The 25,112-nt window shown below is 65.7% G+C and carries 29 protein-coding genes; 14 read left to right on the forward strand and 15 right to left on the reverse strand.

What is annotated here, in order from left to right:
• Positions 1-353: 353 nt before the first annotated feature.
• A complete protein-coding gene (locus tag CFN17_RS13230; RefSeq protein WP_208748250.1) occupies positions 354-902 on the reverse strand; it encodes an ATP-binding protein in 549 nt (182 codons plus the stop codon).
• On the reverse strand, positions 899-1,546 hold the full coding sequence (locus CFN17_RS13235; protein WP_208748251.1) for a bifunctional 4-hydroxy-2-oxoglutarate aldolase/2-dehydro-3-deoxy-phosphogluconate aldolase: 648 nt from the start codon (positions 1,544-1,546) through the stop codon (positions 899-901). Before CFN17_RS13235 ends, CFN17_RS13230 begins: the two co-directional genes overlap by 4 nt.
• Positions 1,547-1,722: 176 nt before the next feature.
• Between CFN17_RS13235 and CFN17_RS13240 the strand changes: the two genes are divergently transcribed.
• From CFN17_RS13240 to CFN17_RS13265, 6 genes are all read left to right on the forward strand, one after another.
• Complete coding sequence (locus CFN17_RS13240; protein WP_208748252.1) at positions 1,723-2,709, forward strand: Gfo/Idh/MocA family protein; 987 nt, start codon at positions 1,723-1,725, stop codon at positions 2,707-2,709.
• A complete protein-coding gene (locus tag CFN17_RS13245; RefSeq protein WP_208748253.1) occupies positions 2,696-3,691 on the forward strand; it encodes a LacI family DNA-binding transcriptional regulator in 996 nt (331 codons plus the stop codon). The genes CFN17_RS13240 and CFN17_RS13245 overlap by 14 nt, the downstream gene beginning before the upstream one ends.
• Positions 3,688-4,263, forward strand: coding sequence for a VOC family protein (locus CFN17_RS13250; protein WP_208748254.1), 576 nt, complete (start codon positions 3,688-3,690; stop codon positions 4,261-4,263). The genes CFN17_RS13245 and CFN17_RS13250 overlap by 4 nt, the downstream gene beginning before the upstream one ends.
• Entirely contained in the window at positions 4,260-5,162 is a 903-nt protein-coding gene (locus CFN17_RS13255) for a sugar phosphate isomerase/epimerase (RefSeq protein WP_208748255.1), read from the forward strand. The genes CFN17_RS13250 and CFN17_RS13255 overlap by 4 nt, the downstream gene beginning before the upstream one ends.
• Positions 5,159-6,154: a Gfo/Idh/MocA family protein gene (locus CFN17_RS13260; protein WP_208748256.1), complete on the forward strand. Its 996-nt coding sequence runs from the start codon at positions 5,159-5,161 to the stop codon at positions 6,152-6,154. Before CFN17_RS13255 ends, CFN17_RS13260 begins: the two co-directional genes overlap by 4 nt.
• Positions 6,155-6,364: 210 nt before the next feature.
• The gene (locus CFN17_RS13265) at positions 6,365-7,114 is read left to right on the forward strand and encodes an SDR family NAD(P)-dependent oxidoreductase (protein ID WP_208751488.1); all 750 of its coding nucleotides are present in this window, start codon (positions 6,365-6,367) and stop codon (positions 7,112-7,114) included.
• A 969-nt stretch (positions 7,115-8,083) separates the two neighbouring features.
• On the opposite strand, the gene CFN17_RS20085 is transcribed toward CFN17_RS13265, so the two are convergent.
• The 4 genes from CFN17_RS20085 to CFN17_RS13285 form a co-directional block, all read right to left on the reverse strand.
• Positions 8,084-8,392: an acetylxylan esterase gene (locus CFN17_RS20085; protein WP_208751489.1), complete on the reverse strand. Its 309-nt coding sequence runs from the start codon at positions 8,390-8,392 to the stop codon at positions 8,084-8,086.
• On the reverse strand, positions 8,385-8,540 hold the full coding sequence (locus CFN17_RS19975) for an SDR family NAD(P)-dependent oxidoreductase (RefSeq protein ID WP_261792197.1): 156 nt from the start codon (positions 8,538-8,540) through the stop codon (positions 8,385-8,387). The genes CFN17_RS20085 and CFN17_RS19975 overlap by 8 nt, the downstream gene beginning before the upstream one ends.
• 235 nt (positions 8,541-8,775) lie before the next feature.
• A complete protein-coding gene (locus tag CFN17_RS13280) occupies positions 8,776-9,639 on the reverse strand; it encodes an SDR family oxidoreductase (protein ID WP_222612634.1) in 864 nt (287 codons plus the stop codon).
• The gene (locus tag CFN17_RS13285; RefSeq protein ID WP_208748257.1) at positions 9,632-10,615 is read right to left on the reverse strand and encodes a helix-turn-helix transcriptional regulator; all 984 of its coding nucleotides are present in this window, start codon (positions 10,613-10,615) and stop codon (positions 9,632-9,634) included. The genes CFN17_RS13280 and CFN17_RS13285 overlap by 8 nt, the downstream gene beginning before the upstream one ends.
• Before the next feature lie 222 nt (positions 10,616-10,837).
• Between CFN17_RS13285 and CFN17_RS13290 the strand changes: the two genes are divergently transcribed.
• From CFN17_RS13290 to CFN17_RS13300, 3 genes are all read left to right on the forward strand, one after another.
• On the forward strand, positions 10,838-11,044 hold the full coding sequence (locus CFN17_RS13290) for a ribbon-helix-helix protein, CopG family (protein ID WP_261792198.1): 207 nt from the start codon (positions 10,838-10,840) through the stop codon (positions 11,042-11,044).
• On the forward strand, positions 11,041-11,409 hold the full coding sequence (locus tag CFN17_RS13295; RefSeq protein ID WP_208748258.1) for a type II toxin-antitoxin system death-on-curing family toxin: 369 nt from the start codon (positions 11,041-11,043) through the stop codon (positions 11,407-11,409). Before CFN17_RS13290 ends, CFN17_RS13295 begins: the two co-directional genes overlap by 4 nt.
• Positions 11,410-11,899: 490 nt before the next feature.
• Complete coding sequence (locus tag CFN17_RS13300; RefSeq protein WP_208748259.1) at positions 11,900-12,118, forward strand: hypothetical protein; 219 nt, start codon at positions 11,900-11,902, stop codon at positions 12,116-12,118.
• Positions 12,119-12,313: 195 nt separating this feature from the next.
• Here CFN17_RS13300 and CFN17_RS13305 read toward each other — a convergent pair whose 3' ends face one another.
• The 7 genes from CFN17_RS13305 to CFN17_RS13335 all read right to left on the reverse strand — a co-directional run bounded on the left by CFN17_RS13305 (position 12,314) and on the right by CFN17_RS13335 (position 19,654).
• Positions 12,314-13,522, reverse strand: coding sequence for a hypothetical protein (locus tag CFN17_RS13305; RefSeq protein ID WP_208748260.1), 1,209 nt, complete (start codon positions 13,520-13,522; stop codon positions 12,314-12,316).
• 1,064 nt (positions 13,523-14,586) lie between these two features.
• A complete protein-coding gene (locus tag CFN17_RS13310; protein ID WP_208748261.1) occupies positions 14,587-15,912 on the reverse strand; it encodes an MFS transporter in 1,326 nt (441 codons plus the stop codon).
• Between the two features lie 114 nt (positions 15,913-16,026).
• On the reverse strand, positions 16,027-17,427 hold the full coding sequence (locus CFN17_RS13315; RefSeq protein ID WP_208748262.1) for a rhodanese-like domain-containing protein: 1,401 nt from the start codon (positions 17,425-17,427) through the stop codon (positions 16,027-16,029).
• A gap of 80 nt (positions 17,428-17,507) precedes the next feature.
• Positions 17,508-17,870 (reverse strand): thioredoxin, encoded by a 363-nt coding sequence (trxA, locus tag CFN17_RS13320; protein WP_208748263.1) that lies wholly within the window; start codon positions 17,868-17,870, stop codon positions 17,508-17,510.
• Positions 17,871-17,921: 51 nt separating this feature from the next.
• Positions 17,922-18,218: a rhodanese-like domain-containing protein gene (locus CFN17_RS13325; RefSeq protein WP_208748264.1), complete on the reverse strand. Its 297-nt coding sequence runs from the start codon at positions 18,216-18,218 to the stop codon at positions 17,922-17,924.
• A 63-nt stretch (positions 18,219-18,281) separates the two neighbouring features.
• On the reverse strand, positions 18,282-19,040 hold the full coding sequence (locus CFN17_RS13330; RefSeq protein ID WP_208748265.1) for a sulfite exporter TauE/SafE family protein: 759 nt from the start codon (positions 19,038-19,040) through the stop codon (positions 18,282-18,284).
• The gene (locus CFN17_RS13335) at positions 19,037-19,654 is read right to left on the reverse strand and encodes a rhodanese-like domain-containing protein (protein ID WP_208748266.1); all 618 of its coding nucleotides are present in this window, start codon (positions 19,652-19,654) and stop codon (positions 19,037-19,039) included. Before CFN17_RS13335 ends, CFN17_RS13330 begins: the two co-directional genes overlap by 4 nt.
• Positions 19,655-19,779: 125 nt before the next feature.
• Between CFN17_RS13335 and CFN17_RS13340 the strand changes: the two genes are divergently transcribed.
• The gene (locus tag CFN17_RS13340) at positions 19,780-20,037 is read left to right on the forward strand and encodes a metal-sensitive transcriptional regulator (RefSeq protein ID WP_208748267.1); all 258 of its coding nucleotides are present in this window, start codon (positions 19,780-19,782) and stop codon (positions 20,035-20,037) included.
• Positions 20,038-20,094: 57 nt separating this feature from the next.
• A complete protein-coding gene (locus tag CFN17_RS13345; protein WP_208748268.1) occupies positions 20,095-20,511 on the forward strand; it encodes a DUF302 domain-containing protein in 417 nt (138 codons plus the stop codon).
• A gap of 514 nt (positions 20,512-21,025) precedes the next feature.
• Here CFN17_RS13345 and CFN17_RS13355 read toward each other — a convergent pair.
• Together CFN17_RS13355 and CFN17_RS13360 are read right to left on the reverse strand one after the other, a co-directional pair.
• Positions 21,026-21,379 (reverse strand): helix-turn-helix transcriptional regulator, encoded by a 354-nt coding sequence (locus tag CFN17_RS13355; RefSeq protein WP_208748269.1) that lies wholly within the window; start codon positions 21,377-21,379, stop codon positions 21,026-21,028.
• 30 nt (positions 21,380-21,409) lie between these two features.
• Positions 21,410-22,207, reverse strand: a complete 798-nt coding sequence (locus CFN17_RS13360; RefSeq protein WP_208748270.1) for an aquaporin — start codon at positions 22,205-22,207, stop codon at positions 21,410-21,412.
• A 45-nt stretch (positions 22,208-22,252) separates the two neighbouring features.
• On the opposite strand from CFN17_RS13360, the gene CFN17_RS13365 reads away from it, so the two are divergent.
• From CFN17_RS13365 to CFN17_RS13375, 3 genes are all read left to right on the forward strand, one after another.
• Positions 22,253-22,927, forward strand: coding sequence for a helix-turn-helix domain-containing protein (locus CFN17_RS13365; protein ID WP_208748271.1), 675 nt, complete (start codon positions 22,253-22,255; stop codon positions 22,925-22,927).
• 186 nt (positions 22,928-23,113) lie between these two features.
• Positions 23,114-23,536 carry an arsenate reductase ArsC gene (locus CFN17_RS13370; RefSeq protein WP_208748272.1) on the forward strand — a complete coding sequence of 141 codons (423 nt, stop codon included), beginning with the start codon at positions 23,114-23,116 and terminating at the stop codon, positions 23,534-23,536.
• Between the two features lie 185 nt (positions 23,537-23,721).
• Positions 23,722-25,107: an NAD(P)-binding domain-containing protein gene (locus CFN17_RS13375; RefSeq protein WP_208748273.1), complete on the forward strand. Its 1,386-nt coding sequence runs from the start codon at positions 23,722-23,724 to the stop codon at positions 25,105-25,107.
• The last annotated feature ends 5 nt before the right edge of the window (positions 25,108-25,112 follow it).

Below are 25,112 nucleotides of genomic sequence, written 5' to 3' on the forward strand. Positions count from 1 at the left end.
AGGTCTTCATTGAACTCTCCATACTTTCACGTTTGCTGGGGAGGGGAATTGGATTATTCGGGACAACCGAAGCGACGTGGTGGGCGGCTCCCTTGGCCGCCCTTTTCTCGCTTTAAGGTGTTGCTAACGGCCAACTTTTGGGGGACCGATGCGGCTGCTCTGGTGCTGATGAGATCGGTTGCAGTAATCACGTCGCTGAGATCGGTTGCTGAGATCGGTTGCAAGCAACGATACGTAGGCTCGTCAGCTCTGTCAATGGGTCATTTTGGATTCCGGGAACGGGGGTCCGAACCTTTCGCCGGCATATAGCAGGAGGACGAGCGGGGACCGATCCGCGAGCCCGACCCGCAGGGTCATCCCTGAGTTGGCAGGGACTTTTCATTGTTGAGATCAAGGAAGCGGACTCCGGACCAGGTGCAGTCCAGGCTGCCGTAGGATGCCCAGTACTCGTCCCAGTGCGCAAGTTTCCACCGGTCCCTGTCCAGGCCGCGCTGAAGAAGTCGTCCTCGGAGCACGTCCTGGGGGACCTGAACCCGCACCACGGTGGTCTCCGATGCGGGCCAGTCGAATTCTTCCGCGGCGCGGATCAGGTAGTCCGGTACGGCGAAGTACGCCCCGAAGGGTGCATCGAGTACGACCGATCGTCCCAGCCGCAGGTTCGCTCCGGCGACATCCATGAGTGTCTGGTACTCCAGGGGCAGCAGATTGTCCCGGTAGAAAGCGTTGGCTTCGCGGTCGGTGGGGTCGTGTCCGGTTGCCTTCAGCGCGAACTCGACGAGGCGGCCGCAGATCCGGTCCTTGTCCAGATATGCGGCTCCATGCTCTTTTGCTGTTTGCTGGGCAATGGACGTCTTTCCGGAGCCGGCAGGGCCGATGACGATGAAGACTTTCGGGGCTGTCATTGGCGTGCCTTTGCCACTGCTGAGAGGAACTCCTCGGCGGCCTCGGTGACGCGGGAGAAGTCGCCGTCGGGTTGCCATGCTTTGGTCACGTAGCTGCCGACGCCGACACCTGCTACGCCGGCGGCGAACCATTCGCCAACGTTCTCTACAGTTACGCCGCCTGCCGGCATGATCGGCAGGTGCGCGAGCGGGGCGAGGACTGACTTGGTGTAGGGGATGCCACCGGCTTCGGTGGGGAAGAGCTTGAGGATGTCAGCGCCTGCCTCGGCGGAGTTAACGAGCTCAGTGGGCGTGTAGGCGCCGCTGATGGTGGGTATCTGGTAGCGGTTGGCTGTCCGGATCATTGCCGGGTTCAGCTGGGGACTGACCAGGAAATCGGCGCCGGCGCGGATGCATTCGTAGGCTGAGTGCTCGTCCAGGACGGTTCCCGCCCCGACCGCTACTCCGTCGGGCCCGTGCTTGGCGGAGAGTTGGCGGATCACGTCCACGGCGCCCGGGATCGAGAGCGTGATTTCCAGGGCGCGGAAACCGCCGGCTATCGCCGCTTCCGCCACCCGTTCTGCCACGTCAGCGTTTTCGAGGCGGACGATGAGGACGGCACCGGATTCGTCGATGGTCTGCAGGGTGCGAAGTTTTCTGTACATTGCTGGCCTTTCTTCTGGCCCAGCCGGTCGGCTCATTCCGGAGCGTCCGCGGGCCGCTGTTGAAGTGTCGTTGACAAACTCTCCCACCATCCATACTGTTATTGCAACCGATCTCAGCAATCGATCTCACGCTGAGTCACACAATCGAACTCCTACTTAGCAAAGGGGCTGGCAGGGTGGGTAAAACTCGCACGATCATCCTTGGTGCTTCACACTGGCACGTCCCGCTGTGTGCGCGTGCGATCGCCGAAGAGCACCAGGTCGTCGGCATCAGTGACGGGGACGTATCGCGTGTACGGGGACTTGCCGAAGCGTGGGGCGCCCCGGTGGAGGCTGACTGGCGGCGCCTGGTGGATCTTCCGGATCTCGGGCTTGCCTACGTCTTCGGCCCGCACAGTGGCATGGCGGAAAAGTGTTTTGCCCTGATCGAGCGCGGCATTCCGTTCGTGGTGGAGAAGCCGCTGGGAACGTCCCTGGCGGAACTTTCCCGGGTGCGGAAGGCTGCGGAGGCAGCCGGGGTACCCGCGACGGTTCCGCTCGTTCAGCGGGGCGGTCCCGTCGACCGGTGGCTGGCCAAGGCGGGCCGGCCGGCGTACCAAAGGATGTCCTTTATCGCCGGACCGCCCTCGCGTTACCTGGATAGCGGCAATTCCTGGATGCTGGACCCTGCTGCCGCAGGGGGCGGGTGCCTGGCCAACCTGGGGCCGCATTTCGTTGACCTGTTCCTGCGGGCCTGCGACGAGTCAGCGGAGAGCGTCGATTCCCGGCTATCTTCCATACTGCACGGCGGGGCTGTTGAGGATCATGCCAGCCTCATCATTACCACCCCGGGCGGGCGTGAAGCCATCGTGGAGGTGGGATACGCCTTTCCGGGTTCGCCGTTGAAGCGGTACTGCAGCTACACGTCGGCGGGCGCGGCGGGATTCGCCGCCATCAGCTCGGACGGTTCGGCCACGTTCACGGCGTTGGACGGTACAACGGAGTCCGCAGTGATCGAGGTGGACAGCGACCCCCTCTACGATCCGTTTGTGCGCCGTGTCGCGCAGACGCTGGAAGATGGATTCGGGGGGCTGCCGACACTGGCGCAGCTCGAAGATGTGATGCGCCCGATTTGGCAGGCATATGACGACCAGCATGGAGGAAAAGAAAATGGCCGACCTTAGTATTGACGTTGTCGCGAAGGCGGCCGGTGTCCACCGTTCCACGGTTTCCCGGGCATTCTCCCGCCCGGAAGCGGTAAAGAGTGAGACCCGTGAGCACATTCTGCGGGTCGCCGAGGGGCTCGGTTACACGATGAGCCCACTCGCCCAGGCGCTTCGCCGAAAAACTAGCACCTTCGTCCCGCTGATCGTGCCTGACATCACCAACCCGTTCTTTGCGGAACTTGCCAAGACGATGACGCAGGCCGCTGATGAGCGCGGCTACCAGCTGCTGCTGTGCGTCACGAACGGAGACCCCGCCAAGACCGACGGCTACTTCACCGCGATGCAAGCCATGTACGCGCCCTTCGGGATCGTCGCACCCTCCACAAAGGTCGATACCGAGGCCCTAAAACGCTTCGATTTCGGCCACAAGGTGGTCGTGATTGACCGCGTGGAAGGGGACACTTCGGTCCCAACGGTCACCGTCGACAGCCGCCGCGGAATCATGCTGGCCCTGGACCACCTGCATTCGCTGGGTCACACCTCGATCGGCTACGTTTCCGGTATCGCCGGGACCCACACCGCCCAGGACCGGATGGACGCCTACCTGGAGCTGTCCGCCGAAGGCAACGGCACGCCCCTTGTACTCGAAAGCGGCTCCGATCCGGATGCAGGAGCGCGCGCGGCGAAACACTACCTGGAGATGGAGAATCCGCCCACGGCCATTATCGCCGCCAATGACATGGTCGCCTTCGCGGTCATCTCGGCCCTGGGCCAAAGCGGCATCCGCGTACCGGAGGACGTATCGGTCATCGGCTTTGACGGCCTGGCGCTGGGGGCCCGGTTCAACCCGCCCCTGACCACGGTGCGCCAGCCGATCGCAGACATGGGAAACATCGCCATCGAACTGGCAGAAAAGCAGAACCTGAACGGCTCGGTGGACCACGTCGTTCTGGAACCTGAACTGCTGGTGCGCGCCTCGACTGCAGGGCCGCGCAAATGACCGCGACCAGCGTAAGGACGCTGCGCCGGCTGCCCGGGCTGCGGCACACCGACCACGTCGGCCTGACCGTTCCAAACCTCGAGGACGCCATCCGGTTCTTCGTCGAGGTGCTCGGCGCCGAGGAGCTGTACCGCTCCGACCGCGGACCCGACGAAGAGTTCATGCCCACGAATTTCGCTGTCCCTGCTGACGCCCGGCTCACCCTCGCGATGCTGCGACTGCCCCCTAACCTGAACATCGAACTTTTCGAATGGAGCAGCACCGAGCGGCGGGAAACCCCGCCGCGGCACTGCGACGCCGGCGGGCACCACCTGTGCTTCGTGGTCGACGACGTCGACGAAGCGATCGCGGTGCTACAGGAAATACCCGGCGTCCGCGTGCTGGGGGAGCGTAAGGAAGTCGCCGGCGACAGTCCGCGCGTGGCCGGCAACCGCTGGACCTACTTCATCACCCCTTGGGGGCTGCTGATGGAAATCGTCGACCGATCCCGCGTCGCAGCCCCACCCCGGCTCGTCGGTCCCTCGGACTGGACAGCCACCCAAAACACATCCCGGAAGGACATTCAACAATGAGGCTTGCAGGTCACACACTCGGCACCCCGGACCATACGGTCCCCCAGGCACTAAAGCTCTTCCGAGCCGCCGGGCTGGATGCCGCCGAAGTCATCTACCAGGACGGCTACACCTCAGGACTCCCCCAGGGAGACCGGCGCGCCGCGATGGAGGCACTGAAAGCGGCAGAGGGCGAGGGCCTGCCCATCATTGGCCTCACGCCCTACACCACAGCCATCAACTCCTTGGATGACAGTGAGTGGCGTGGGGGAGTCGACGAATTCCGCGGCGCGATTGAGACCGCTCACCTTCTCGGGGCCGACCGGGTGCGCGTGTACGCGGGATCCTGGCATCCGGGCGACTCCGATCATGACCGGCGATGGGCCAAACTGCGGGAGGCCCTGCAGACCCTGGCACCCGAGGCTGAACAGGCCGGCGTGCGGCTGTGCGTGGAGAACCACTTCGGCACCATGACCCAGACCGCGGCAGAAACCGCCGCGCTCGTCCGCGAAGTTGCCCACCCCGCCGTTCGCGTTCTCTACGACCAGGCCAACCTCACCTTCACCCACGACGAGACGTTCGAGGAGGCCTTTGCTGTCCAGGGCGACCTGATCGGTCACGTCCACGTTAAGGACCTCGTCTTCACCGATCCCTCGGCGGCCTTCCGCGCCACGGAAACGGCCCGCGTCGACGCATCGGAGCGTGCCGTTCGGTCCCGGGTCGTCGGCACCGGTGTCCTTCCCTGGCCACAGATCCTCGCTGCCCTGCTGCGCCACGGCTACGATGACCTGCTGAGCATCGAGTACGAGTACCGCTGGCACCCGCAAGACCTCCCAAGCCCCGAGACAGGTTTCCGGGAATCCGCGACCGCAATGCGCGCAATGCTTTCTGAACTGGCAGAAATGGAGAACGCCCGATGAACGGCCAGCGCCTCCGCGTCGGCGTTATCGGCGCTGGCAACATCGCCACCATTGCCCAACTGCCCACACTCGTCCAGCGCGAGGATGTCGAACTGGCAGCCCTGGTATCCCGGCGCGAGGACCCGGGGCACCTGGTCCGGCGCTGGGGTTTCGGCGCCGCCTATCGGTCAGTGGAGGACATGCTGGAGGCGCAGGATCTGGACGCCGTCTTCGTCCTCACACCCCGGTCCGAACACGCCCACGCCGTCCAGCTGTGCCTTAACAACGACGTCGACGTGTTCTGCGAAAAGCCCCTTGCCCCGGCCACGGAAGAAGCCGAGCGTCTGGCGGACCTCGCCGACGAGCGCGGCCGCATCCTGATGGTCGACTTCAACCGCCGCTACGCACCCGTCTACACCGCCGGCCGCGAGCTGTTCGGCGCGAAAGGCGCGACTTTCTGCGTCGCCCAAAAGAACCGCCCCGGATCGGAATACCGCGCGACGTTCGAGAACGCCATCCACATGGTCGACCTGCTGCGCTGGTACTGCGGCGGCGAACCGGTGGACGTGGCCGCCCACGCCGCCGGTAATGACCCCTGGGAAGAAGACGGCACCGCAGCCATCATCCGCTTCAGCACCGGCAACACCGGGGTACTCCTGGCGGCCCGAACCGCGGGCGCCTGGAACGAGAAACTCGACGCCTACGGCGACGGCAAGACCGTGGAAGTGCGCGCGCCCGAAACAGTGTCGACCACCGTCCGGGGAGTCACCACATCACGCGAACTCAGCTCCGAAGCCTACGGCTGGGCAACAGCGACCGACACACTCGGCTTCTCCGCCGCCGTCCACCACTTCCTGGACCGGGTTGCCGACCGGGAACAGCCACTGACCTCCGGTCGCGAAGCCGTCCACACCCAGCGCCTGCTCGACCGGATCCTCGCCGCCTCCGGACTGCCCACCGAAGAACAAGAAGGCCGGCAATGGGCAAGCCACGCCACCAGCGGCAACAGATAGACGGTGTTTGCCCCTTGGGCTGCGGACGCCGCCCAGCCCGGGCCTGAAGGCATGCACGTGCCCTGCGCGTTCATGACAGCAGCGACGACTACAGGCACGCCACACCTGCCAACAAACACCCGTATAAGGAACTCTGAAGGTGAAACGAGCTACCCGCAAACCACCACCTGGAGAGCAGTACACCAGCCAGCACAGGAGCGGAATATTCAAATGAGTCTCAAGGACCAGATCGTTCTGGTGACGGGATCGAGCGGCGGCATCGGCAATGCGCTCGTCGATGCACTCACAGCCGCCGGCGCCATGGTTGTCGGCGCCGACCGCGCCCCCAAGGAGAGCCAAACGCTGGCCGACTTCTTCCCGCTCGACGTCACCTCGGAAACGCAATGCGCCGCCGTCGTCCGCGACACCACAGCGAAGTACGGGCGCATCGATGCCCTCGTGCACGCAGCCGGAGTCCTGGGCGTCACGCCCGAGATCATGGAGACAACGACGGAAGAATTCGACTCCATCATGCGGATCAACGCCTCCGGCACATTTTCAATGGTCCGGGAAACCGCCCAATCAATGATCGGGACCGGAACGGCCGGCGCCATCGTTATCCTCTCCTCAGTGGCAGCCAAAGAAGCACGCCTCAACTACTTGCCCTACAACGCAAGCAAACTCGCGGTACTCCACATCATGTGGTCCTTCGCTCAACTGCTTGGCCCCAACGGCATATCGGTCAACGCCATCGCGCCTGGCCCGGTAAACACTCCCATGTGGGCACAATTTGCAAAAGACTCAGGACCGGACGCAACCGCCAACCGGGCCAAGCGCGCCGCCCAACTTCCCATGCGCCGGTTCGCCGAACCAGACGAAGTCGCCCGCGCCATCCTTTTCCTGGCCGACCCGGACAACCGTTACATAACCGGCGTATCCCTGGATGTGGCAGGCGGCGCGCACCTCGGTATGGGGACCTGAGAGCAGCGAGGCAAGGAGGAGGAGATCTTGGCCTCGCGAAGGGACCGTGGATACGAGCGGTGGCTGCGTGTGGTCGATTCTGGCGGAACAAACCCTTAGAATCGCCAAAATGTAATCACCTGCTTGGTGCTCCCGCTGAACTTTCACACTCGAAGAAACCGACCCATTCCCAATTGCGGTTGCACCGGACTCAACCGGCACTACTGTCCACACTTTTTGTCTCGGAATGGCTCGTATAGTCCTCAGACTCTTTCGGATTCCGCATGCTCTCGCGGACTTCCACTGTTTTAAGGGTGGGAATGTAGTTCGAGTCCCACCTCGGGCACGACGTTTTCCCTCGTCAGAGGGAATTTTGCTTTGACGTGTGTACAAAGCTTGTTCGCGTCGCTCTGACGCGAGTTGCGCGGGCTGTGGCCTGGCCGCCGCAGTGGCCTGTTCAGGTGTGTGGGTGGCGGGTTCAAGTCCTTGGCTGGTGGTCTTCCGCCTGCTGAGGTGGGGTTATTCGGTTCCTCGTTCCGGTTTGGTCGGGTGGGCCTGGGGTGGCCTACACCTATTCATGGGCCGGCGGAGCAGGGACGACATGACCACAGCGATGTCGACGTTGGCTTCCGGGTAAGTGTTCCGGGGACCGTTCGAGAAGCCCTGTACCTGTGTTAGTCCAGCCAAAGAGGGTGTGGACATTTTCCACACTTATATCCGCTTTATTGAGGGTGGCAGGAGCCGCGTCCGGTGTCACGTTTGGACCTCGGAGTTCCTTGCGGCTGTGTCAGAACAGAACGAAACCGAGCCAAATCTGACGAGCTCTCACCATAGCCGGGCGTCAGCTTGGGGCGTGTCTCAAATGGACATGAGGCGACGACAGCAGGCTTACTAACAGTCCGGGTCGACGCCTTCACCGTAAGTAGAACCTGAACGCTGCCCGTTGCCGCCGGTCATCGGTTCTGGCGGGAGATGGGCTTAGGGCCCACACTATGGATCGATCTGGTAAGACTGAAGCCGTCCGACTGCTGGAGCAGCCGTGATTTTTACCTTGTCCCAGCGAGTTGGGCTCAACTCGATTTGGATTGCCAGGGCAGTGCAAACGGCAGCGGCTTGGAGGACTTCAGCTTCGCGTTCCGGTCCGGGGCTGGCGTCGAGTAGGAAGGCTATGCCGTTGTTGTGGGCGAATCCTGCAGACGCCCACAGGAGTGTCTCTTCCGGGTAGCCCCGGCCCCCGCCGTAGCCGGCGTATTCAACGAGGGTGGGCAGGGGGCCGGTGGCGCCCCGGGGACTACGCAGCCAGGCTGTTGACCAGGATGTCCAGCCGGCCGAACCGTTCCACGGTCTGGTCCACGGCGGACTGCGCCTGGGCGTGGTCGGTGATGTCGGCTTCGATGACCAGCGCGGTGCCGCCGGCCTTCTCGATCTCGGCGGCGAGGGCCTGCAAACGGTCCCGTCAGCGGGCCACGAGCGTCACGGAGGCGCCGAGCTGCCGGGCTGTGGCCGCGCCGATGCCGCTGCTGGCACCGGTGACGAGCCCTGCGGTTCCGGTCAGTTTCGATGTCATGTGTGGGTTCTCCCTAGGTGTTTGTACCCGTTTTGGGCAGCCGCAAGCCATTGGCGTCCCTCGGGTCTGTAGTGGGCGACGGCGGGAGTCCCCGCCGTCGTCCCTTGCCTAGGTGTCAGGCGTCGTCGTGCGCGAGGTTGCTGGAGAGCTCGCGGTGGGCGTTGGCCTGGTCTTGGAGTTGTTTGGCCCTGGAATCGAACAGGCCGACAGCATCGGCGCCGGCGGCGAACCGCAGGGGCAGCTCGTCCAGTTCGGCCAGGTGGATCAGGGCGGCGGCGAGTTTGGCCGGGTCCCCGCCCTGTTGTCCGTTCATGCCCTTCCACGCGGTGACCGTCTGCTCGGTCCGCTCGGCGTAGTCCTCGATGGTGGATGCGGCGTAGCTGGTGGATTCGGGGGTGAGCAGCTCGGTGCGGAAGAACCCCGGCTCCACGATCATGGTGCGGATGCCGAACGGGGCGACTTCGGTAGCCAGGGACTCCGCCCAGCCCTCGACACCGAACTTCGACGCCGCGTAGGCGGTGAGGAATTCCCCGCCGGCGATGCCGGCGGTCGAGGAGATCGTGACGAGCAGGCCGGAGCGCTGGGCCCGCAGGACCGGCAGGGCGGCGCGGGTGACGTTCATGGGCCCGAACATGGTGGTTTCGACCTGGGCACGGAAGTCCTCCGGGGTGATTTCCTCGAAGAACCCGGCGTAGAAGTTCCCGGCGTTGTTGACCAGGACGTCGATCCGGCCGAACCGGTCCACGGCGGCTTGTACGGCGGCCGTGGCGTCGGCGGGGTCGGTGACGTCCAGCCTGACGGCCAGAAGGGCGTCGTTTTGGCCGATCGCCCGGGTGACCTTTTCCGGGTTTCGGCCGGTGGCAACCACGGCGTGGCCGGCGGCCAGGGCCGCCTTGGCGATGTCGGTGCCCATGCCGCGGCCGGCACCGGTGATGAACCAGACCTTCTTGCCGGCCACGGTTTCGTTCTGTTCAGTCATGTGTTGGTTCTGTCTTTCCTGGAGTGTGTGTCCCTGGCTGGGCGCGGGGGCGCGTTTCGGGGACGGTGGATCCACCGGCAGGACCGCCGGCGGTGGCTGTGTCGGGCGGCGATGCCGCCCAGCTGGCGAGGAATGCCAGCGCGTTTTCGGATGCAGAGCCCGGCTCCGCTGTGAAGGTGAACAGGGTCTGTCCCTCGTCGCCGGGAAGGTCCAGCGTCTCGTACTGCAGGGACAAATCTCCGGCGACCGGGTGGTGGAAGCGCTTGGTCCCGGTGGTGTGGATGCGTACGTCGTGCCCGGCCCATAGCGCGGCGAACAGCCCGCTGCGCGTGGTCAGCTCTCCGACCAGCTCGTTCAGGGCCCGGTCATGGGGGTTCCGGCCCGCTTCCAGGCGTAGCATCGCGACCGTGGTGGCCGCGATCGCGCGCCAGTCCGGGTAGAAGTCTGCTGCGCCCGGGTCGAGGAAGATGTAGCGCGCCTGGTTCGGCAACCGGCGCGGAGCGTCCGGCGCCGGCGGTTCGGCAAAGGTGAACACCGGCCCGTACAGCGCCCGTCCCAGCGGGTTGGCTGCCAGCACGTCGGAACGGCCGTTTTGCACCATGGCGGCCACTCCGGTCATGCCGTCCAGCAGGCGAAGCACCCCGGGACGGACCCGCTGCTGCGGCGGCCGGCGGGCCATACGGCGCGCCGGCGTTTTGGATGTCCGTGCCAGGTCCATCAGGTGGGCCCGCTCGGCATCGTCCAGCTGAAGCGCTGAGGCCACTGCCTCAAGCACAGAATCTGAGACGCCGCGTAGGCTGCCGCGTTCCAGCCGCGTGTAGTAGTCAGCGCTCACCCCGGCAAGCTGCGCCACTTCTTCCCGGCGCAGGCCGGGCACACGCCGCAACTCCCCGTAGCTGGGGATGCCGGCCTGCTCCGGGCTGATCTTCGCGCGACGCGAGATCAGGAAATCACGGATGTCGTTCTTTCTGTCCACATCCACCAAGCTACGCAGCCCCGGCAGCCGGTGGTAGTGTCTATCAGACACCCCCAAGCCGGGCGGAAAGGGCACGGTACCGGACGCCGGTGGCTGGTCCGGGCTGGTGCATGCGGGGCATTGATGGAGGTGTTCTCCGGCGGGTAGGCCGCAGGTCAGGCTTTTTGCAGAGGGGATCGGGCTGCAAGGGCCTGCGTGGTACTGGTTTGGTACCATGGGTGTATGGCTATGAATCTGCGTGTTCCCGAAGAACTGGACCGGCGTCTGGAACAGCTCGCTGCCGAAGAGCATACATCCAAGTCCGCATTGCTGCTCCAGGGTGCAGAGCTTGTGCTGCAGCGTCACCGGCGCAGCCGTGACATCGGAGAGGGTTTGGATTTCGTCATGAGCCATGACGCGGAGCTCCTCACCCGCCTTGAGGATGCGTGACCGCGTCCCTCGAAATCGAAGATGCGTTGCAGGTCGTTGACCGGTATGGGTTCCATATCCGTGACATCGGGCTCCTGGCCTCGGCATTGGCGCGGCCGGCAACAACAGTCTTGGGTGCAGAGGTCTATCCGCAGCTGCCTATGAAGGCGGCAGCCCTAATGGAGTCGGTGGCGCGGTTCCACCCGCTGATCGATGGCAACAAGCGCACGGCGTGGACTCTGATGGTTTTGATGCTCTGGATCAATGGCTACCGGCATGACTTCACCACGGATGCGGCATTTGACCTCGTCGTGGGTGTGGCCGCCGGCGATGTCCCGCTTGAAGTCAGCGCCGGGCTAATTGCCACGCATCTCGTCAGGCGCTAGCTAGACACCAGGCCCGTGGGCTTTCCCGGCTGGCTGCTTCTTGATCCATCAGGCGAGTCGGCGGAGGTCAGGTCATGAGCTGACTGAACAGAGGCGACAGCGACCATGAAGGTCCAGGAAGCTGGCCAGGACGCTTGGCAAGCGTCTGGCTCTTTTGCGGCGTCCCGTCGGTCTCGGGGTGAAACCCAGAACTTCCTCAAGCGGAGCAAAATCTGTCAGGACAAAGAAGGACCGCGTCCCGTTGTTGCGGCGTGCGGTCGTTGGGCTGAGAGCTTTGAGGCGGCCAATTTGGGGTGTGTGCAACGTACACACTTTGGGCTGCGGATCGGGCCGTATATGGGTCAGACTGGGCCGGATTCGTTATGTTTCCGGGACTTGCCAGTGATTGCGGGGCCGGGAATGCAGCTCGAGTCCCACCTCGGGCACAGTGTTTCCGCAGGTCAGGAGCCTGTTGGGTCGCCAAGTGTGTACTCGAGCGTACCGTGTTCCTATGGCCAGCATCGCTACACGCACCAAAAAGGACGATTCCAAGTCCTATATGGTGCGTTGGCGGGATCCGAAGACCCAGTCCAACCAAGGGCCCACCGTCGGAACGCTTCTTGAAGCCAAGACTCTGAAAAGGCTGCTGGACGCCAACGGCCAGTCCTTCGAGATTGCGCAGCATGCCAACCTCTCCAACGCCATGGGTGCATGTGCGGCGGGCATGTAATGTCCAAGGCGACCGGTGGTCTCTTGGCCCAATTCGAGGCGAAGGAAGTCGTGGGCAGCCCGCCGCCGTCCTGGAAGGTGGCGCCCACGTCCTCGCTTGGAATGGGAAGTGCGACAGATTGGAACTGCCGGCCTCCGGATACGCCGAGGGCCAATCGCGCAACAAGCTGCTGCGCGGTTGGCCCCGCGTTTTCGGCTAGCCGACGTTGACCGGTGCGCTGGATACCCGCAATCCGGTGAACGAGACGCCCGGCACGATGATGTACGAGACGACGGTGATGGACTTGCCCTTGTCGGCGGCCGTCAGCTTGTACGTGGCCGCGCCGGCGCCCTTGATGTCCACGCCGTTGCGCTGCCATTTGAATCCGACGTTTGTCGGCATCCGCCAGATGCCCTTCTTGGCGGTCAGTATGGATCCGACCTTGGCCGTGCCGGAGATCGTGGGAGCGGCCTCCTTGGGGGCCCCGGCCTTCACCTTGGGCAGGAAGGTGCCGACCTCGACCGTCAGGGGCGCGAAGCCGGCCAGGGAGCCGGTGATGGCGGCCGTGAGCCTCTTGCCCACATCAGCGGCGACCGGGTCGTAAGACGTGCCGGTTGCGCCGGGGATCGGTTCGCCGTTGCGCAGCCACTGGTAGGTGGTCTTGACGCGAGGGTCACCCCAGATCGGCGGGATCGGAAGCGAGGTGGTGGCGCCGACCGTCGGGTAGCCCAGCAGGCTTGGCATGTACCCCTTCGGCACCTTCGGGAGCGTTGAAGGCTTCACGGGGAGGGAGTAGACGGCGTCGATGACTGCCTTGCTGGGGCCGATTCCCTGGGTGCGAAGCACGAGGGAAGCCTTCAGGTCAGCGGCCGTGAGCTTGTAGTTGAGGGAAGTCGCCCCCGGGATAGCGACGCCGTTGCGCAGCCACTGGTATTTCATCGTCACCGGCACCGTGGCGATCCAGGGGTCCACAGAGGGGTATCCGACGAGCTCCGAGCCGACGGTCTGTCCCGTTTCAAAGACGGTCGGTGACGGGGTCCGGTTGTTGATCGGGGCTGTGCTGTCGGAGGTAAGGGTGACGGACTTGTACCCGGGAGCCGACCCGGTCACCCGGAAACTGATCTTAGCTCCGACGTCGGAGGCCCTGACCTCGTAGTAGGCCGACGTCGCGCCGGGGATTACGGCCCCGTTGCGCAGCCACTGGAAGGTCCGCTTGGTGCCCTTGGTCGTCCACGGGCTCGGGACGCCGGCCAGGCCGGAGGCGTCGTTGGCGTACAGCTGGAACCCAATATCAGAGGCTCCAGAGACTGCGACGGCGGGCGGGGCGGCGACCGGCTTCAGGGCGGCGGCTTCGGCGGTGACAGCGGGCCTCGCCCGCTGGGCTTCGGCGGCCTGGGCGGGAAGGCCCACGGCGGTTACGGACAATGCGGCTAGCGTTCCGGCTACGCCGAGACGGATGACTCTTCGTATCAAAGTTCCCCCAGGTCAGGACCACGCCGGGATGGCATGGCATTCGAGATCAGCGTAGCCGGGAAGCACACCTGTCCTAGCGCTTACGCGCCATGACATGGGGCAGAATCGTCTTATGTGCGTTCGCTACGTGATGAGCAGGGCCACCGGAGACCTTCTGGCCCGTTTCGAGGCCAAGGAAGTCGAGGGCACCCCCCGCCGCCGTCCCGGAATGTGGCGCGCACGCAGGACGTGCCGATTATCGCCGAGAGGCTGGACGAGGACGCGGTGGCTCGCCCGCTCCTGACCGCCCGCTGGGGGCTCGTCCCGTCAGCATCTGCTGAGCACCGTCTGCAACGTCGTGAAGAGTGACCCCAACGCTCTCGGTGTCGTTGACGTCGGTCGTATCCGGTACTCGTCTTCAACAGGAGGGAACGAGTTCCGGTGTGTCGGGACGGCTTCAGGCGCCTCGACGTGTGTCTCATAACTGACGGTGAATACCAAGATTCAACCAGATGGTTTCGAGACGTAGTTATGAGAATCGGCAGTGCCTGGAAGTTTCACAAGAACCGCATCCTTTCGTTGCAGGGGCGCGGCCGTTGGTTCGTGTGTCGTGAAGGAGCGGGAATTGGGCTGTGTACAGTGTGCACACTTCGGGCGTCTGACCGGATCCTACTGTTGCCCGACTGGTCAGGATTCCGCATGTTTCCTGGGGAGCCCAGTGTTTGCAAAGCGGGGAATGCAGTTGGATTCCCAGCGTCTCCGGGATGTCAGGGGGTTGCGGGTGCCGTTTGTCCTGCCAAATCGGGTGTGGACGCTGTCAACACTTACGTCTGATTTACAGAAAACGTGTCCGTGGCGACTCTCGCAGTCCGAAATTCCTCTGGGCGTGCTGCGGCCTGGCTGCGGCTCGGGGCGGCTTAGCGAACCAGAAAATCCGGAATCGGAAGTAGCCAGTTTGCTGTGATTTTTGGCGCTACGTGGCGGGGTTTGATAGCGGTATTTGCCGTGTGCCCCTAGGCTCACGCGTCTCGTGCTTCTTAACTCGAAAGAGGCTTGACCGGCGCTTGGTTGTCGCTGGATGTTTGTAAGTTCTTCCTGTGATCGCTGCCGCGCATGCGGACGGCAACGATGAGGCCCGACCCGGCGGTCAGCAAGGCGACGGCGGTGACGGCAGCCGGGATGCCGTAAAGGTCGGCGAGGACACCGGACAGCAAGGCACCGACGGCGAATCCGCCGTCGCGCCACAGCCGGTAGACACCCAATGAGCGGGCCCGCCAGGCCGGGTGGGACACGTCTCCGATGGCGGCCAGCAGGGTGGGGTAGACCAGTGCGGTACCCAGGCCGAGGACGACGGCGGCGGCGAGCCAGGGCGCGAAGCCGTGGGCTGAGGCGATGATCCCCAGGGCGGCGGCCTGGACCAGCATGCCGGCGGTGATAAACCATTTGCGGCCCCACCGGTCGGAGGCGGCGCCCGTAACGAGTTGTGCCGCGCCCCAGGCGGCGGGGTAGGCGGCGGCCAGGATGCCGATCTGGCCAAGGCTCAGCCCGGCCCCGGCGAACAGGATCGGGAAGAGACCCCAGGCCAGGCCGTCGTTGAGGTTGTTCACCAGGCCGGCCTGGCTGGCTGCCGAGAGTGAACGGTCCTTGAAGCTCGTGAGGGCGAAGACCTGGCCGGTGGTGAGCCCGGCGTGGGCGATGTCCTGGCCGCTGACGTGCTGCGCGGCTTCGGTCCTGGCGTGGTGGTGGGTCTCCTTCACGGCCAGGACTGTCAGTCCCAGGCCGAGGGCGATGTACGCTGCACCCAGCAGGAAGGGGGCGGGGCGCAGGCCGTAGGCGGTGGCCAGGTAGCCGGTGGCCAATGCGGTGACGGCCACGCCCAGGTAGCCCGCCGCCTCGTTGAAGCCCATGGCCAGGCCGCGCTGTTTGGGGCCCACCAGGTCCATTTTCATGATTACGGCGGTGGACCAGGTGAGGCCTTGGCTGATGCCCAGCAGGACGTTGGCCGCCACGATCCAACCCCACGAGGGGCCGAAGATGAGCATCAGCGGGACGGGAACTGCTGCAAGCCAGCCGGCCACGTGGACGGGTTTGCGGCCGTAGCGGTCGGAGAGGGTGCCGGCGAAGTAGTTCATGGCTGCCTTGGACAGGCCGAAGGCCAGGATGTACGTCAGCGCACCGGTGTACAGGTCGAGGTGGAAGGTCTGGGACGCGAGCAGCGGCAGTACGGTGCGTTCCTGGCCCAGCGTGCCGCCGACCAGTGCGTTCACGGCCACCAGCAGCATGAACTGTGCCAGGTTTTGCCGCAGGCCCAGCACTGCATCGCCCGGACTGGCGGTGTGGCGGGGAAGTGTTCTGCCCGGCATTGGAGGTGCTCCATTCGTGGGGTGGCAAAAAGGTGGCCCGGGCGTGTGGGGGCACGCCCGGGCCGGAACCCGGGGCAGGCGGGGGCCTGCCCGGGCGGTATTGCCGTGGTCTGGTTAGACGGCGGGGACGCTGTTCTGCCAGGCGTTCCACGCGTTGTAGCTGCCGTCGAGTTCGACGACGTTGTACCCGGCGCGGCGCAGGGCGCTGGCGGCGACGGAGTTCCGTACACCGGACTGGCAGTAGGAGACGATGGTCCCGCCGGCGGGGAGTTCGTCCAGGTGCCACATGACGCGGCCGCCGCTGAGCTGGTGGGAGCCGGGAATGTGTCCGGCGTTGTGCTCGGTTTTGTTGCGGACGTCCAGGATCATGGCGGCGTTGAAACCGTCGAGTTCCTCGGGCTGGATCAGGGCCGGGGTGAAGGCGGGCAGTCCCTGGATGCCGGTCAGGTAGCCGGCGACGTTGTCGATGCCGACCCGGACCAGGTGGTCCCACATGTCCTGGGCCTGTTCCTGGTCGTTGGCCAGCAGCACCAGGGGGTTCGTGTCCGTTTCCGGGTTGATGACCCAGGCGCCGTAGCTGGCGACGGACTTGCCGGCCGGGACGTTCAGGGACCGGGCCACGGTGCCGTCGTGGACTTCGCTGTTGGAGCGGGTGTCGATGAAGGTCAGGGTGTCGTCGGCCAGGCCTGCGGCAACGATGTCGGTGGAGAGTTCGGGCAGCGGGGCGCGTTCGCCCATCACGTCCGGGCCGACGCGGTTTTCGCGTTTCATCCGGCCGAAGTAGGCGTGGGCGTCGGGCTGGCCGTCGAGGAGTTCATCGATAAAGCCCTGTTCGTCGTTGGCGGCCAGGTAGGGGCCCCACCAGGCGTAGAGGCGCTCGTAGCCGACCGTGGAGGAGGGGATGGCGCCGAGGGCTTTGCCGCAGGCGCTGCCGGCGCCGTGGGCGGGGTGGACCTGGACGTAGTCGGGCAGGGTGAGGAACTTGTCCCGCAGGCTGGCGAAGAGCTGCCTGGCGCCGGCGAAGCGGGTGTCGATGCCGCCGGCGGCCTCGTCGAGCAGGTCGGGCCGGCCCAGGTCGCCGGAGAAGACGAAGTCTCCGGAGAGCAGGTAGCCGGGCTTGTCGCTGAACGCGCCGTCGGTGACCAGGAAGGACAGGTGCTCCGGGGTGTGGCCGGGGGTGTGTACCGCCTTGATGCTGATGTTGCCCAGGGCGATGGTGTCGCCGTCGTAGAGCCGCTCGCCGTCGAACCCGTACTGCCAGTCCGGGCCGCCCTCGCCCGAGACGTAGATCCTGGCGCCGGTCGCGGCGGCCAGTTCGCGGGTGCCGGAGAGGTAGTCGGCGTGGATGTGGGTCTCGGTCACGGCCACGATCTTCATGCCGTTCTTCGCGGCAAGGTCCTGGTAGACGGCGATGTCGCGCCGGCCGTCCACCACGATCGCTTCACCCTTGGCCTGGCAGCCGATCAGGTAGCTGGCCTGGGCAAGGTCTTCATCGTAAATGCGCTCGATAAGCATGGGTGCTCTCCTTCATTTTGAAAGGGGATTGGGGGTGTTCTGAATCAACGGTGCCGAACGCGTGGTGGCCCGTCGTGGTGTCAGTTGTGCTGGTGTCCGGCTTCGGCGCGGAGTTTGTCGATGTCCAGGTTCTTGACAGCCTGGATGACTTCTTCGAGGCTGGCGGCGTTGAGTGCTCCGGGCTGGGAGAAGACGAGGGTCTTGTCCTTGAAGGCCATCAGGGTGGGGATGGAGGTGATGTTCGCTGCGGCGGAGAGTGCCTGTTCGGCTTCGGTGTCCACCTTGGCGAAGGTGATGTCCGGGTGCCGTTCGGCAGCGGCGCCGTAGGTGGGGGCGAACATGCGGCAGGGGCCGCACCATGCTGCCCAGAAGTCGACGAAGACGATGTCGTTCTCCTCCAGGGTCTGGGCGAAGGTTTGGTCGGTGATGTCGATGGTTGCCATGATCTGTCGAGTCCTTTCGGGCGGGTGGGGCGGGTGCCCTGCGGCGTGGGCCTAGGTGGTGGGGAGTCCGGCGCGGGTCCAGGCGGTCATGCCGCCGGCCATGGTGTCGGCTTTGTAGCCGGCGCCGTTGAGGGCATCGGCGACGGCGGCGCTGCGGTTGCCGCTGCGGCATACGGCGATCACGGGGACTGCCGGGTCCAGCTCGCCCAGGCGCGCCTGCAGTTGGCCCATGGGGATGTGCAGGGCGTCGGGGATCATGCCCTCGGCGACCTCGAAGTCCTCTCGGACGTCCAGGATGCGGGCGGTGGAGCGGCGCTGTTCGGCTTCGGTGATGGTGATTTCAGCCATGGTGGTTCTCCTTCGAAATGGTTTTGGCTGGTGGTTGAGGTGGTGTTGGCCTCTAGGGATGGGTCAGGCGGTGACCGTGCCGGCGGTGACCCACGCCGCGACGGCGAAAATGAGTACTGCGAACGAGATTCGGATGTGCTTGTCGTGCAGGCGCCGGGCAAACCGGGCGGCAACCACTGATCCCACGATGGCCGGGATGGCGAACGCCAGGGTGGTGGCCCAGTCGATGGTGTAGCCGGCCGCGTGGGCGCTGAACCCGGCGGCGGAGTTGACCACGATGATCGCCAACGATGTGCCAACGGCCTGTTTCATGCGCAGGCCCAGGAAAATGGTGAGCGCGGGGGTGATGAGGAAGCCGCCGCCCACGCCGAGGAGCCCGGTGAGGAACCCGACGAGCAGGCCCACCCCTACGGCCTTGGGGGCGCAGGACCGGAAGGCCCGGTGCGGTCCGGTGCTGCAGGAGCCTTCGCTTTCGCGGGGTTTGCTGAGCATCCGGATGCCCGCGGCCACCATGATCCCGGCGAAGGCGAGCATCAGGATGTTCGGGTCCAGCAGCTTGCCCACGGCCGCTCCGGCCCAGGCCGCCGGGATTCCGGCAGCCCCTACCAGGGCGATGACAGGCCAGTTTAAACCCTCGCGAATGCGGGGAAGCAAGGCGGCCAGCGAGGAGATGCCCACCACCAGCAGTGAGGTGGGGATGGCCTGGGCGGGACTCATGCCCACGCCGTATACCAGGGCCGGAACAGCGATGATGGACCCCCCGCCGCCCACAACGCCCAGTACGACGCCGACGACGAGCCCCAGTCCCAGGGCCGGGATCATGCCGCTGCGCCCTCTTCGGCCCTCTTTACGGGCAGCTGCAGGATGGCGCTTTCGCGGGTGGGTTCCTTGGCAGACGTGTTCCACGGCATGGCAGACAGGGCTTTGCCCATGGCGCAGGTGTTTGTCGCAGCCGAGAACGTCAGCCCGGTGCCGATGGCGCCGGCCAGCATGCGGACCTTGGGGGAGAGGAACTTGCCTCCGGCCAGGCCCAGCATCACCAGGGAGCCGGCGGCCAGGCGGACCTGGCGCTCCAGGTCCCAGCGGTCCCTGCCCTTGACCACGTCGCCGCCGGCGGCGGCGAAGCCGGGAACTCCGCCGGTGAGGACATAGGCGGTGTCCAGGCCGACGGTGGCCAAGCGCTGGCGGGCCTGTTCGGCGCGGACGCCGGACTGGCAGACCAGGACCACGCGGGAGCCCAGACGGGCGGCGAGCTCATCGGTGTGCTCGGCAAGCAGGGGAAGCGGCACGTTGTAGGAGCCGCGGATGTGCATGGATTCGAACTCGGCGGCCGAGCGAACGTCGATCACCACCAGGTCCTGGTGCTCCTTGACCCAGGACTGGAGGGTCTCGGGAGCCAGCGCGGTCACGGCGTTTGCCTTGGAAGGGGGAGTCATAAGTGGCCTCTCGGAAGGGGTCTGGTGGATACCCCACCGAGTATTACAGATACCCCCGGGGGTAGTCAAAATACCCATGGGGGTATATAGTTGAGGGCAGCACCTTATCGATGGAGACACCTCTTATGGAACTGAACCCAACCGAACTCACGCCCGTGATCAACCGCCTCAAGCGTGCCCAGGGCCAGCTCGCCGCCGTCACCCGGATGCTCGAAGAAGGCCGGGACTGTAAGGATGTCGTTACCCAGTTGGCGGCCGTGTCCAAGGCCCTTGACCGTGCCGGCTTCGCGATCATTGCCACCGGACTGGAGCAATGCATCGTCCAAAAGGACGAAACCATGGACCAGAAGGACCTGGAGAAGCTCTTCCTCTCCCTGGCCTGATTAGCTGTCCAAATCAGCCCCCTAGGCACCGACCGTCCGGCAACTTCGAGGAGCACCATGACCTACACCCTGGCCACCGCCGTCGACCTTCCCTGGGCCGAAGCGCTGGAACGCACCCGCGAAGCCCTTGCGGCGCAGGGATTCGGAATCCTGACCGAGACTAATGTCCGATCCACCTTCGAAGCCAAGCTGGGCGCTGAAGCCGCGGACGCCGTCGGCGACTACGTCATCCTCGGCGCTTGCAACCCGTCCCTTGCCAGCCGTGCCCTCGCCGCCGAGCCGGAAATCGGCGCGCTGCTCCCGTGCAACGTCGTCGTGCGCCGGAACAAGGATGCCGGCGTAACCACTGTGGAAGCCATCGATCCGCAGACCATGGTCCAGTTAAGCGCTACCCCATCAGTCAAAGAAGTTGCCGACGACGCCGGAAGGCGCCTCCGGAAGGCCCTCGCCGACTTGGGCAAGGCGGCGAACTAGGGTGTCCGTGCAAACAACGGTTCCAGAGACAGCGCAGGCCCCACCGGCCTGCTCATTCACTCAGCCGGCCCGCTCGAGAAGGATGCCCTGACCGGCATCCTGCCGGGTATGGCTTCATTATTGCCCGGAGCGGGTCAGCCGGTGCGGGGGGAACGAGCTGGCTGCACGCGCGCCGGTGCCGGGAACGGCGCGGGCCGGCGACTTAAGAAGCGGGGGAGCGGCGTTCAATCAGGATGGTGTCGCGCCATTGTCCGGCGAGCGGGCCGTGGGTCATCCTCGCGATGCGTTGCCTGCGTCCGACGACGGTGTAGCCGTTGGCGAGATGCACATTGAGGCTGGCTGCATTTTCAGGAAAGACGCTGGCCTGGATGGTCCAGATCCCGTCAGTCTCGGCGGTGTTCCGAGCCGGGGGCCCGGGCTTCGAAGGTGGCGTGGCCGGTATCGATTCCTTCCTGGTAGATGCGCCGGACGTCGGGCCGGTCGGCGGGTTCCATGGCCCGGATCGCCCCGGAGCTCACAGCTTGGCGAGGAGGCCGGCGACGTCGTCCAGCGCACCGGGGGCCAGGGAGAAGTAGGCCCAGGTGCCGCGCTTTTCCCGGTGCAGCAGTCCCGCTTCAACCAGGATCTTCAGGTGGTGGGATACCGTGGGCTGGCTCAGGTCCAGTGGGTCGGTCAGGTCGCACACGCAGGTGGCCCCGGTGGATGAGGCCTTGATGATGGAGAGCAGCCTCAGCCGGTTCGGGTCGGCCAGTGCTTTGAACACCAGGGCGTGGTGCTTCGCTTCCTCCGCGCCCAGGGCAGGCTGGCCTGCCGGTCCACAGCAGGCGTCATCCGTGGCGGGTTGGGCGAGGACGGGCAGCAGGTTCATGTACCCATTATGCGCCAATATCGATATTCATCAATGTAGGGTCGGAGGCGCGGCAGGTGCCCGTCCTCCCGCCGGCACAGCTTCGGTCTGGGAAATGGCCTTTCCGGCTTCATGGGGAAGGATGACGTCATTTGCGGCGCGGCCCGCCGAGGGAAGCAGGAGGGTGAGGAGGCCCAGTCCGACGGCCCCGCCGATGAGCTGGGCGAGAACGAAGCCGGGCACGGAGCCCGGTGCGATGCCCGCGGCGGTGTCGGTGAAGATGCGCCCGATCGTCACGGCCGGGTTGGCGAAGGACGTCGAGGAGGTAAACCAGTATGCGGCCCCGATGTAGGCGCCCACGGCGGGCGCGGCCAGGGTGCCCCGCCGTGTCGCCGCGAGAGTGAAGATCAGCAGGATGAGTCCGGCGGTCGCGACGACTTCACCGAGCAGGTGGCCGTCGGTGGCGCGGGGCGTGGCGGAGATGGAGGTGCCCACCTCGAACATGGCATTGGCGATGATGCTGCCGCTGATGGCCCCTGCGGTCTGCGCCGCCGCGTATGCGCCGAGCTCCGGCAGGGTCAACCCGGTGCCGCTGCGCCGCCCCAAGGCCCAGTCGACGAGCGAGACCACCGGGTTGAAGTGCGCGCCGCCCAGGGGCCCGAAGATGAGGATCAGCACGGTGAGTCCGAGCGCGGTCGCGGTGCTGTTCTGCAGTAGCTGCAGCCCGGCGTCGCTGGGGGAGAGTTGCTGCGCAGCGATTCCGGAGCCGACGACGATCATCACGAGAAGGCTGGTGCCGAGCAGTTCGGCGACGGCGCGGCGCCACAGCGCCGGCTGGTTGGAAGTCATGGCACCAGCTTGACCGAGAAAATTAACTCAGTCAAAATTGAATCAATGAACACTGAGTCAGCTGATGCTTTCAAGGCGCGGGTTGCCAAGCACGCGGCCCTGGCCGATCCTGCACGGCTGCGCATCGTCGACCTGCTGACCCTGGGTGACTTGTCGCCCACGGAACTGCAGGCCGAACTGGGCATGCCCTCAAACCTGCTGTCCCATCACCTGCGGACCTTGGAGTCCGCGGGCCTGACCACCCGGCACCGCTCCGAAGCCGACCGGCGCCGCAGCTACGTCCGGCTGGCCGCCGGCGCGACCGAGGGGCTCGTTCCCGGCGTCGAACATGGCGTCGGCCGGATTCTGTTCGTTTGCACGCGGAACAGCGCCCGGTCCCAACTGGCCGCGGCGCTCTGGGGGCAGGTCAGCGACATCCCCTCGGTGTCGGCAGGAACGCACCCGGCCGAGCGCATCGCCGAGGGGGCGCTCAATGTCGCCCGACGGCACGGACTGGACCTGGCCGACCGCCGTCCCCGCGGCCTGAACGAGGTCGGCGGCGACTGGGGCTTCGTCGTGACCGTGTGCGACAACGCCCACGAGGAACTCACCAATCCCGGCGACGTCCACTGGTCCGTGCCCGATCCCCTCCGGCTCAACACCGACGAAGCCTTCGAGAACGCCTTCACCGACATCTCCCACCGCATCAACGACCTCGCGCCCCGGCTGCACGCCGCCTGACCCCGGGATCCCCTCCCGGGCACGAGGCACGCCGGGGCGCAAGCCATATATTGACAATTATCAATGAATCGTCCGATACTCCATACATCGATCAGCATCAATATTTGCGTGGCGATGCAGGACGCGGACGCTTCCACCGAACCAGACCGTTTCACCCGTCCCCTAACTAACTCCAGGAGAAAACCAGTGAGCACCGAAGCCGCCAAGAAGCCTTCCGTCCTGTTCGTCTGTATCCACAATGCGGGCCGCTCCCAGATGGCCGCCGCCTTCCTTACCACCCTCGGCAAGGGCCAGATCGAGGTCCGCTCTGCCGGGTCCCAGCCCGCCGACAAGATCAACCCGGCCGCCGTCGAGGCCATGGCCGAGCTGGGCATCGACATGTCCGCCGAGATCCCCAAGGTCCTGACCACCGAGGCCGTGAAGGAGTCCGACGTGGTGATCACCATGGGCTGCGGCGACGAGTGCCCGTACTTCCCGGGCAAGCGCTACGAGGACTGGGTCCTGAAGGACCCTGCAGGCAAGGGCGTGGAGTCCGTCCGGCCGATCCGGGACCAGATCAAGACCCGGATCGAGGGCCTGATCGAATCCCTCGTCCCGGCCGCCAAGTAGCATGCCCAACACCCGGACGGGGAGGAGGTGAGCTGAATGAGGACAGGATGCTGCGGCGACGGCTGCTGCGATGGCGATCAGGACTGTGACCAGGACTGCTGCTGAACCTCCGTCTGCCGGATCCCGAATAGATCCGGCAGGCACCCCACACCCGACACCACCAAATGATGAGAAAAGAGGACAGCATGGACGCACCAAAGACCGTTCCGGTTGCCGTGATCGGCGCCGGACCCGTAGGCCTGGCCGCCGCAGCCCACCTGATCGAACGCGGCCTCGAACCGCTGATCCTCGAAGCCGGCCCGACGGCGGGCGCCGCCATCGAGCAGTGGCGCCACATCCGGCTGTTCTCGCCCTGGAGGTTCAACCTCGACGCCGCCGCCGTGCGGCTCCTCGAGGCGTCCGGCTGGGAATCTCCCCGCCCGACCGCCCTGCCCTATGGGGGCGAACTCATCGACAAATACCTCGCACCCCTGGCCGCCCTGCCTGAGATCGCCTCCCGGCTACAGACCGGCGCCCGGGTCGTCGCCGTCACCCGGCAGGGCATGGACAGGACCCACAGCCGGGACCGCGGCACCACACCCTTCGTGGTCCGGGTCGAACGCGCCGACGGCGAGGTTAGGGAGTACCAGGCCGCCGCTGTCATCGACGCGTCCGGCACTTGGTCCACCCGCAACCCGCTCGGAACCTCCGGCTTGCCCGCGGTTGGCGAAGACGCCGCCGCTGCCCACATTTCATCGCCGCTGCCGGACGTCCTGGGCCGGGACCGCGAAGCGTTTGCAGGGCACACCGCCGTCGTGATCGGTGCGGGCCATTCCGCCGCCAACACCCTGATCAACCTGTCGGAGCTCGCCGCCCAGACGCCCGGGACAAAGATTGTGTGGGCGATCCGCGGCGCTTCCGCGGCCAAGGTCTACGGGGGAGGCGACGCCGACGGCCTCGCCGCGCGCGGCCAGCTCGGCAGCCGGCTCCGCGCCCTGGTCGAATCCGGCACCGTGGAACTGCACACCGGCTTCGGGATCGCCTCCCTCGCCACGGCCGACGGCGCCGTCACCCTGACCGCCACCAACAGCCGGACCCTGAAGGCCGACGTCGTGGTCCCGGCCACCGGCTTCCGCCCCGATCTGGACATCCTCCGGGAACTTCGGCTCGAACTGGACCCCGCCGTGGAAGCCCCGCGTGAGCTCGGCCCGCTGATCGACCCCGAATTCCACTCCTGCGGCACCGTCGAGCCCCACGGCGCCAGGATGCTGGCCCACCCGGAACAGGACTTCTACATCGTCGGCATGAAGTCCTACGGCCGGGCCCCCACCTTCCTGCTCGCCACCGGCTACGAGCAGGTCCGCTCCGTCGCGGCCGCCCTGGCCGGGGACCGCGAGGCCGCCGACACCGTCCAGCTCGACCTTCCCGAAACCGGCGTCTGCTCCTCGGACATCGGCACCAGCTGCGACGTCCCCGCAGCCGTACCCGCAGGGTTTGTCGTCGAAACCGCCGGCGGCTGCTGCGGAGCACCCGAACCCGTCCTCGTCGGATTCCCCACCGGACTGGCCCACGGTCGCTCCGGCGAAAACTGACCACT

It is taken from the genome of Arthrobacter sp. PM3, from assembly GCF_003352915.1.
Lineage (GTDB): Bacteria > Actinomycetota > Actinomycetes > Actinomycetales > Micrococcaceae > Arthrobacter.

What these genes read in the sequence shown, in the direction of transcription:
- CFN17_RS13325 (WP_208748264.1), bottom strand. Translation starts at nt 18,218, where the DNA reads ATGGCTGAAATCACCATCACCGAAGCCGAACAGCGCCGCTCCACCGCC.
- CFN17_RS13330 (WP_208748265.1), bottom strand. Translation starts at nt 19,040, where the DNA reads ATGATCCCGGCCCTGGGACTGGGGCTCGTCGTCGGCGTCGTACTGGGC.
- CFN17_RS13265 (WP_208751488.1), top strand. Translation starts at nt 6,365, where the DNA reads ATGAGTCTCAAGGACCAGATCGTTCTGGTGACGGGATCGAGCGGCGGC.
- CFN17_RS13260 (WP_208748256.1), top strand. Translation starts at nt 5,159, where the DNA reads ATGAACGGCCAGCGCCTCCGCGTCGGCGTTATCGGCGCTGGCAACATC.
- CFN17_RS13300 (WP_208748259.1), top strand. Translation starts at nt 11,900, where the DNA reads ATGGCCAGCATCGCTACACGCACCAAAAAGGACGATTCCAAGTCCTAT.
- CFN17_RS13290 (WP_261792198.1), top strand. Translation starts at nt 10,838, where the DNA reads ATGGCTATGAATCTGCGTGTTCCCGAAGAACTGGACCGGCGTCTGGAA.
- CFN17_RS13310 (WP_208748261.1), bottom strand. Translation starts at nt 15,912, where the DNA reads ATGCCGGGCAGAACACTTCCCCGCCACACCGCCAGTCCGGGCGATGCA.
- CFN17_RS13230 (WP_208748250.1), bottom strand. Translation starts at nt 902, where the DNA reads ATGACAGCCCCGAAAGTCTTCATCGTCATCGGCCCTGCCGGCTCCGGA.
- CFN17_RS13340 (WP_208748267.1), top strand. Translation starts at nt 19,780, where the DNA reads ATGGAACTGAACCCAACCGAACTCACGCCCGTGATCAACCGCCTCAAG.
- CFN17_RS13245 (WP_208748253.1), top strand. Translation starts at nt 2,696, where the DNA reads ATGGCCGACCTTAGTATTGACGTTGTCGCGAAGGCGGCCGGTGTCCAC.
- CFN17_RS13315 (WP_208748262.1), bottom strand. Translation starts at nt 17,427, where the DNA reads ATGCTTATCGAGCGCATTTACGATGAAGACCTTGCCCAGGCCAGCTAC.
- CFN17_RS13335 (WP_208748266.1), bottom strand. Translation starts at nt 19,654, where the DNA reads ATGACTCCCCCTTCCAAGGCAAACGCCGTGACCGCGCTGGCTCCCGAG.
- CFN17_RS13345 (WP_208748268.1), top strand. Translation starts at nt 20,095, where the DNA reads ATGACCTACACCCTGGCCACCGCCGTCGACCTTCCCTGGGCCGAAGCG.
- CFN17_RS13250 (WP_208748254.1), top strand. Translation starts at nt 3,688, where the DNA reads ATGACCGCGACCAGCGTAAGGACGCTGCGCCGGCTGCCCGGGCTGCGG.
- CFN17_RS13280 (WP_222612634.1), bottom strand. Translation starts at nt 9,639, where the DNA reads ATGACTGAACAGAACGAAACCGTGGCCGGCAAGAAGGTCTGGTTCATC.
- trxA (WP_208748263.1), bottom strand. Translation starts at nt 17,870, where the DNA reads ATGGCAACCATCGACATCACCGACCAAACCTTCGCCCAGACCCTGGAG.
- CFN17_RS13360 (WP_208748270.1), bottom strand. Translation starts at nt 22,207, where the DNA reads ATGACTTCCAACCAGCCGGCGCTGTGGCGCCGCGCCGTCGCCGAACTG.
- CFN17_RS13235 (WP_208748251.1), bottom strand. Translation starts at nt 1,546, where the DNA reads ATGTACAGAAAACTTCGCACCCTGCAGACCATCGACGAATCCGGTGCC.
- CFN17_RS13375 (WP_208748273.1), top strand. Translation starts at nt 23,722, where the DNA reads ATGGACGCACCAAAGACCGTTCCGGTTGCCGTGATCGGCGCCGGACCC.
- CFN17_RS13355 (WP_208748269.1), bottom strand. Translation starts at nt 21,379, where the DNA reads ATGAACCTGCTGCCCGTCCTCGCCCAACCCGCCACGGATGACGCCTGC.
- CFN17_RS13255 (WP_208748255.1), top strand. Translation starts at nt 4,260, where the DNA reads ATGAGGCTTGCAGGTCACACACTCGGCACCCCGGACCATACGGTCCCC.
- CFN17_RS13365 (WP_208748271.1), top strand. Translation starts at nt 22,253, where the DNA reads ATGAACACTGAGTCAGCTGATGCTTTCAAGGCGCGGGTTGCCAAGCAC.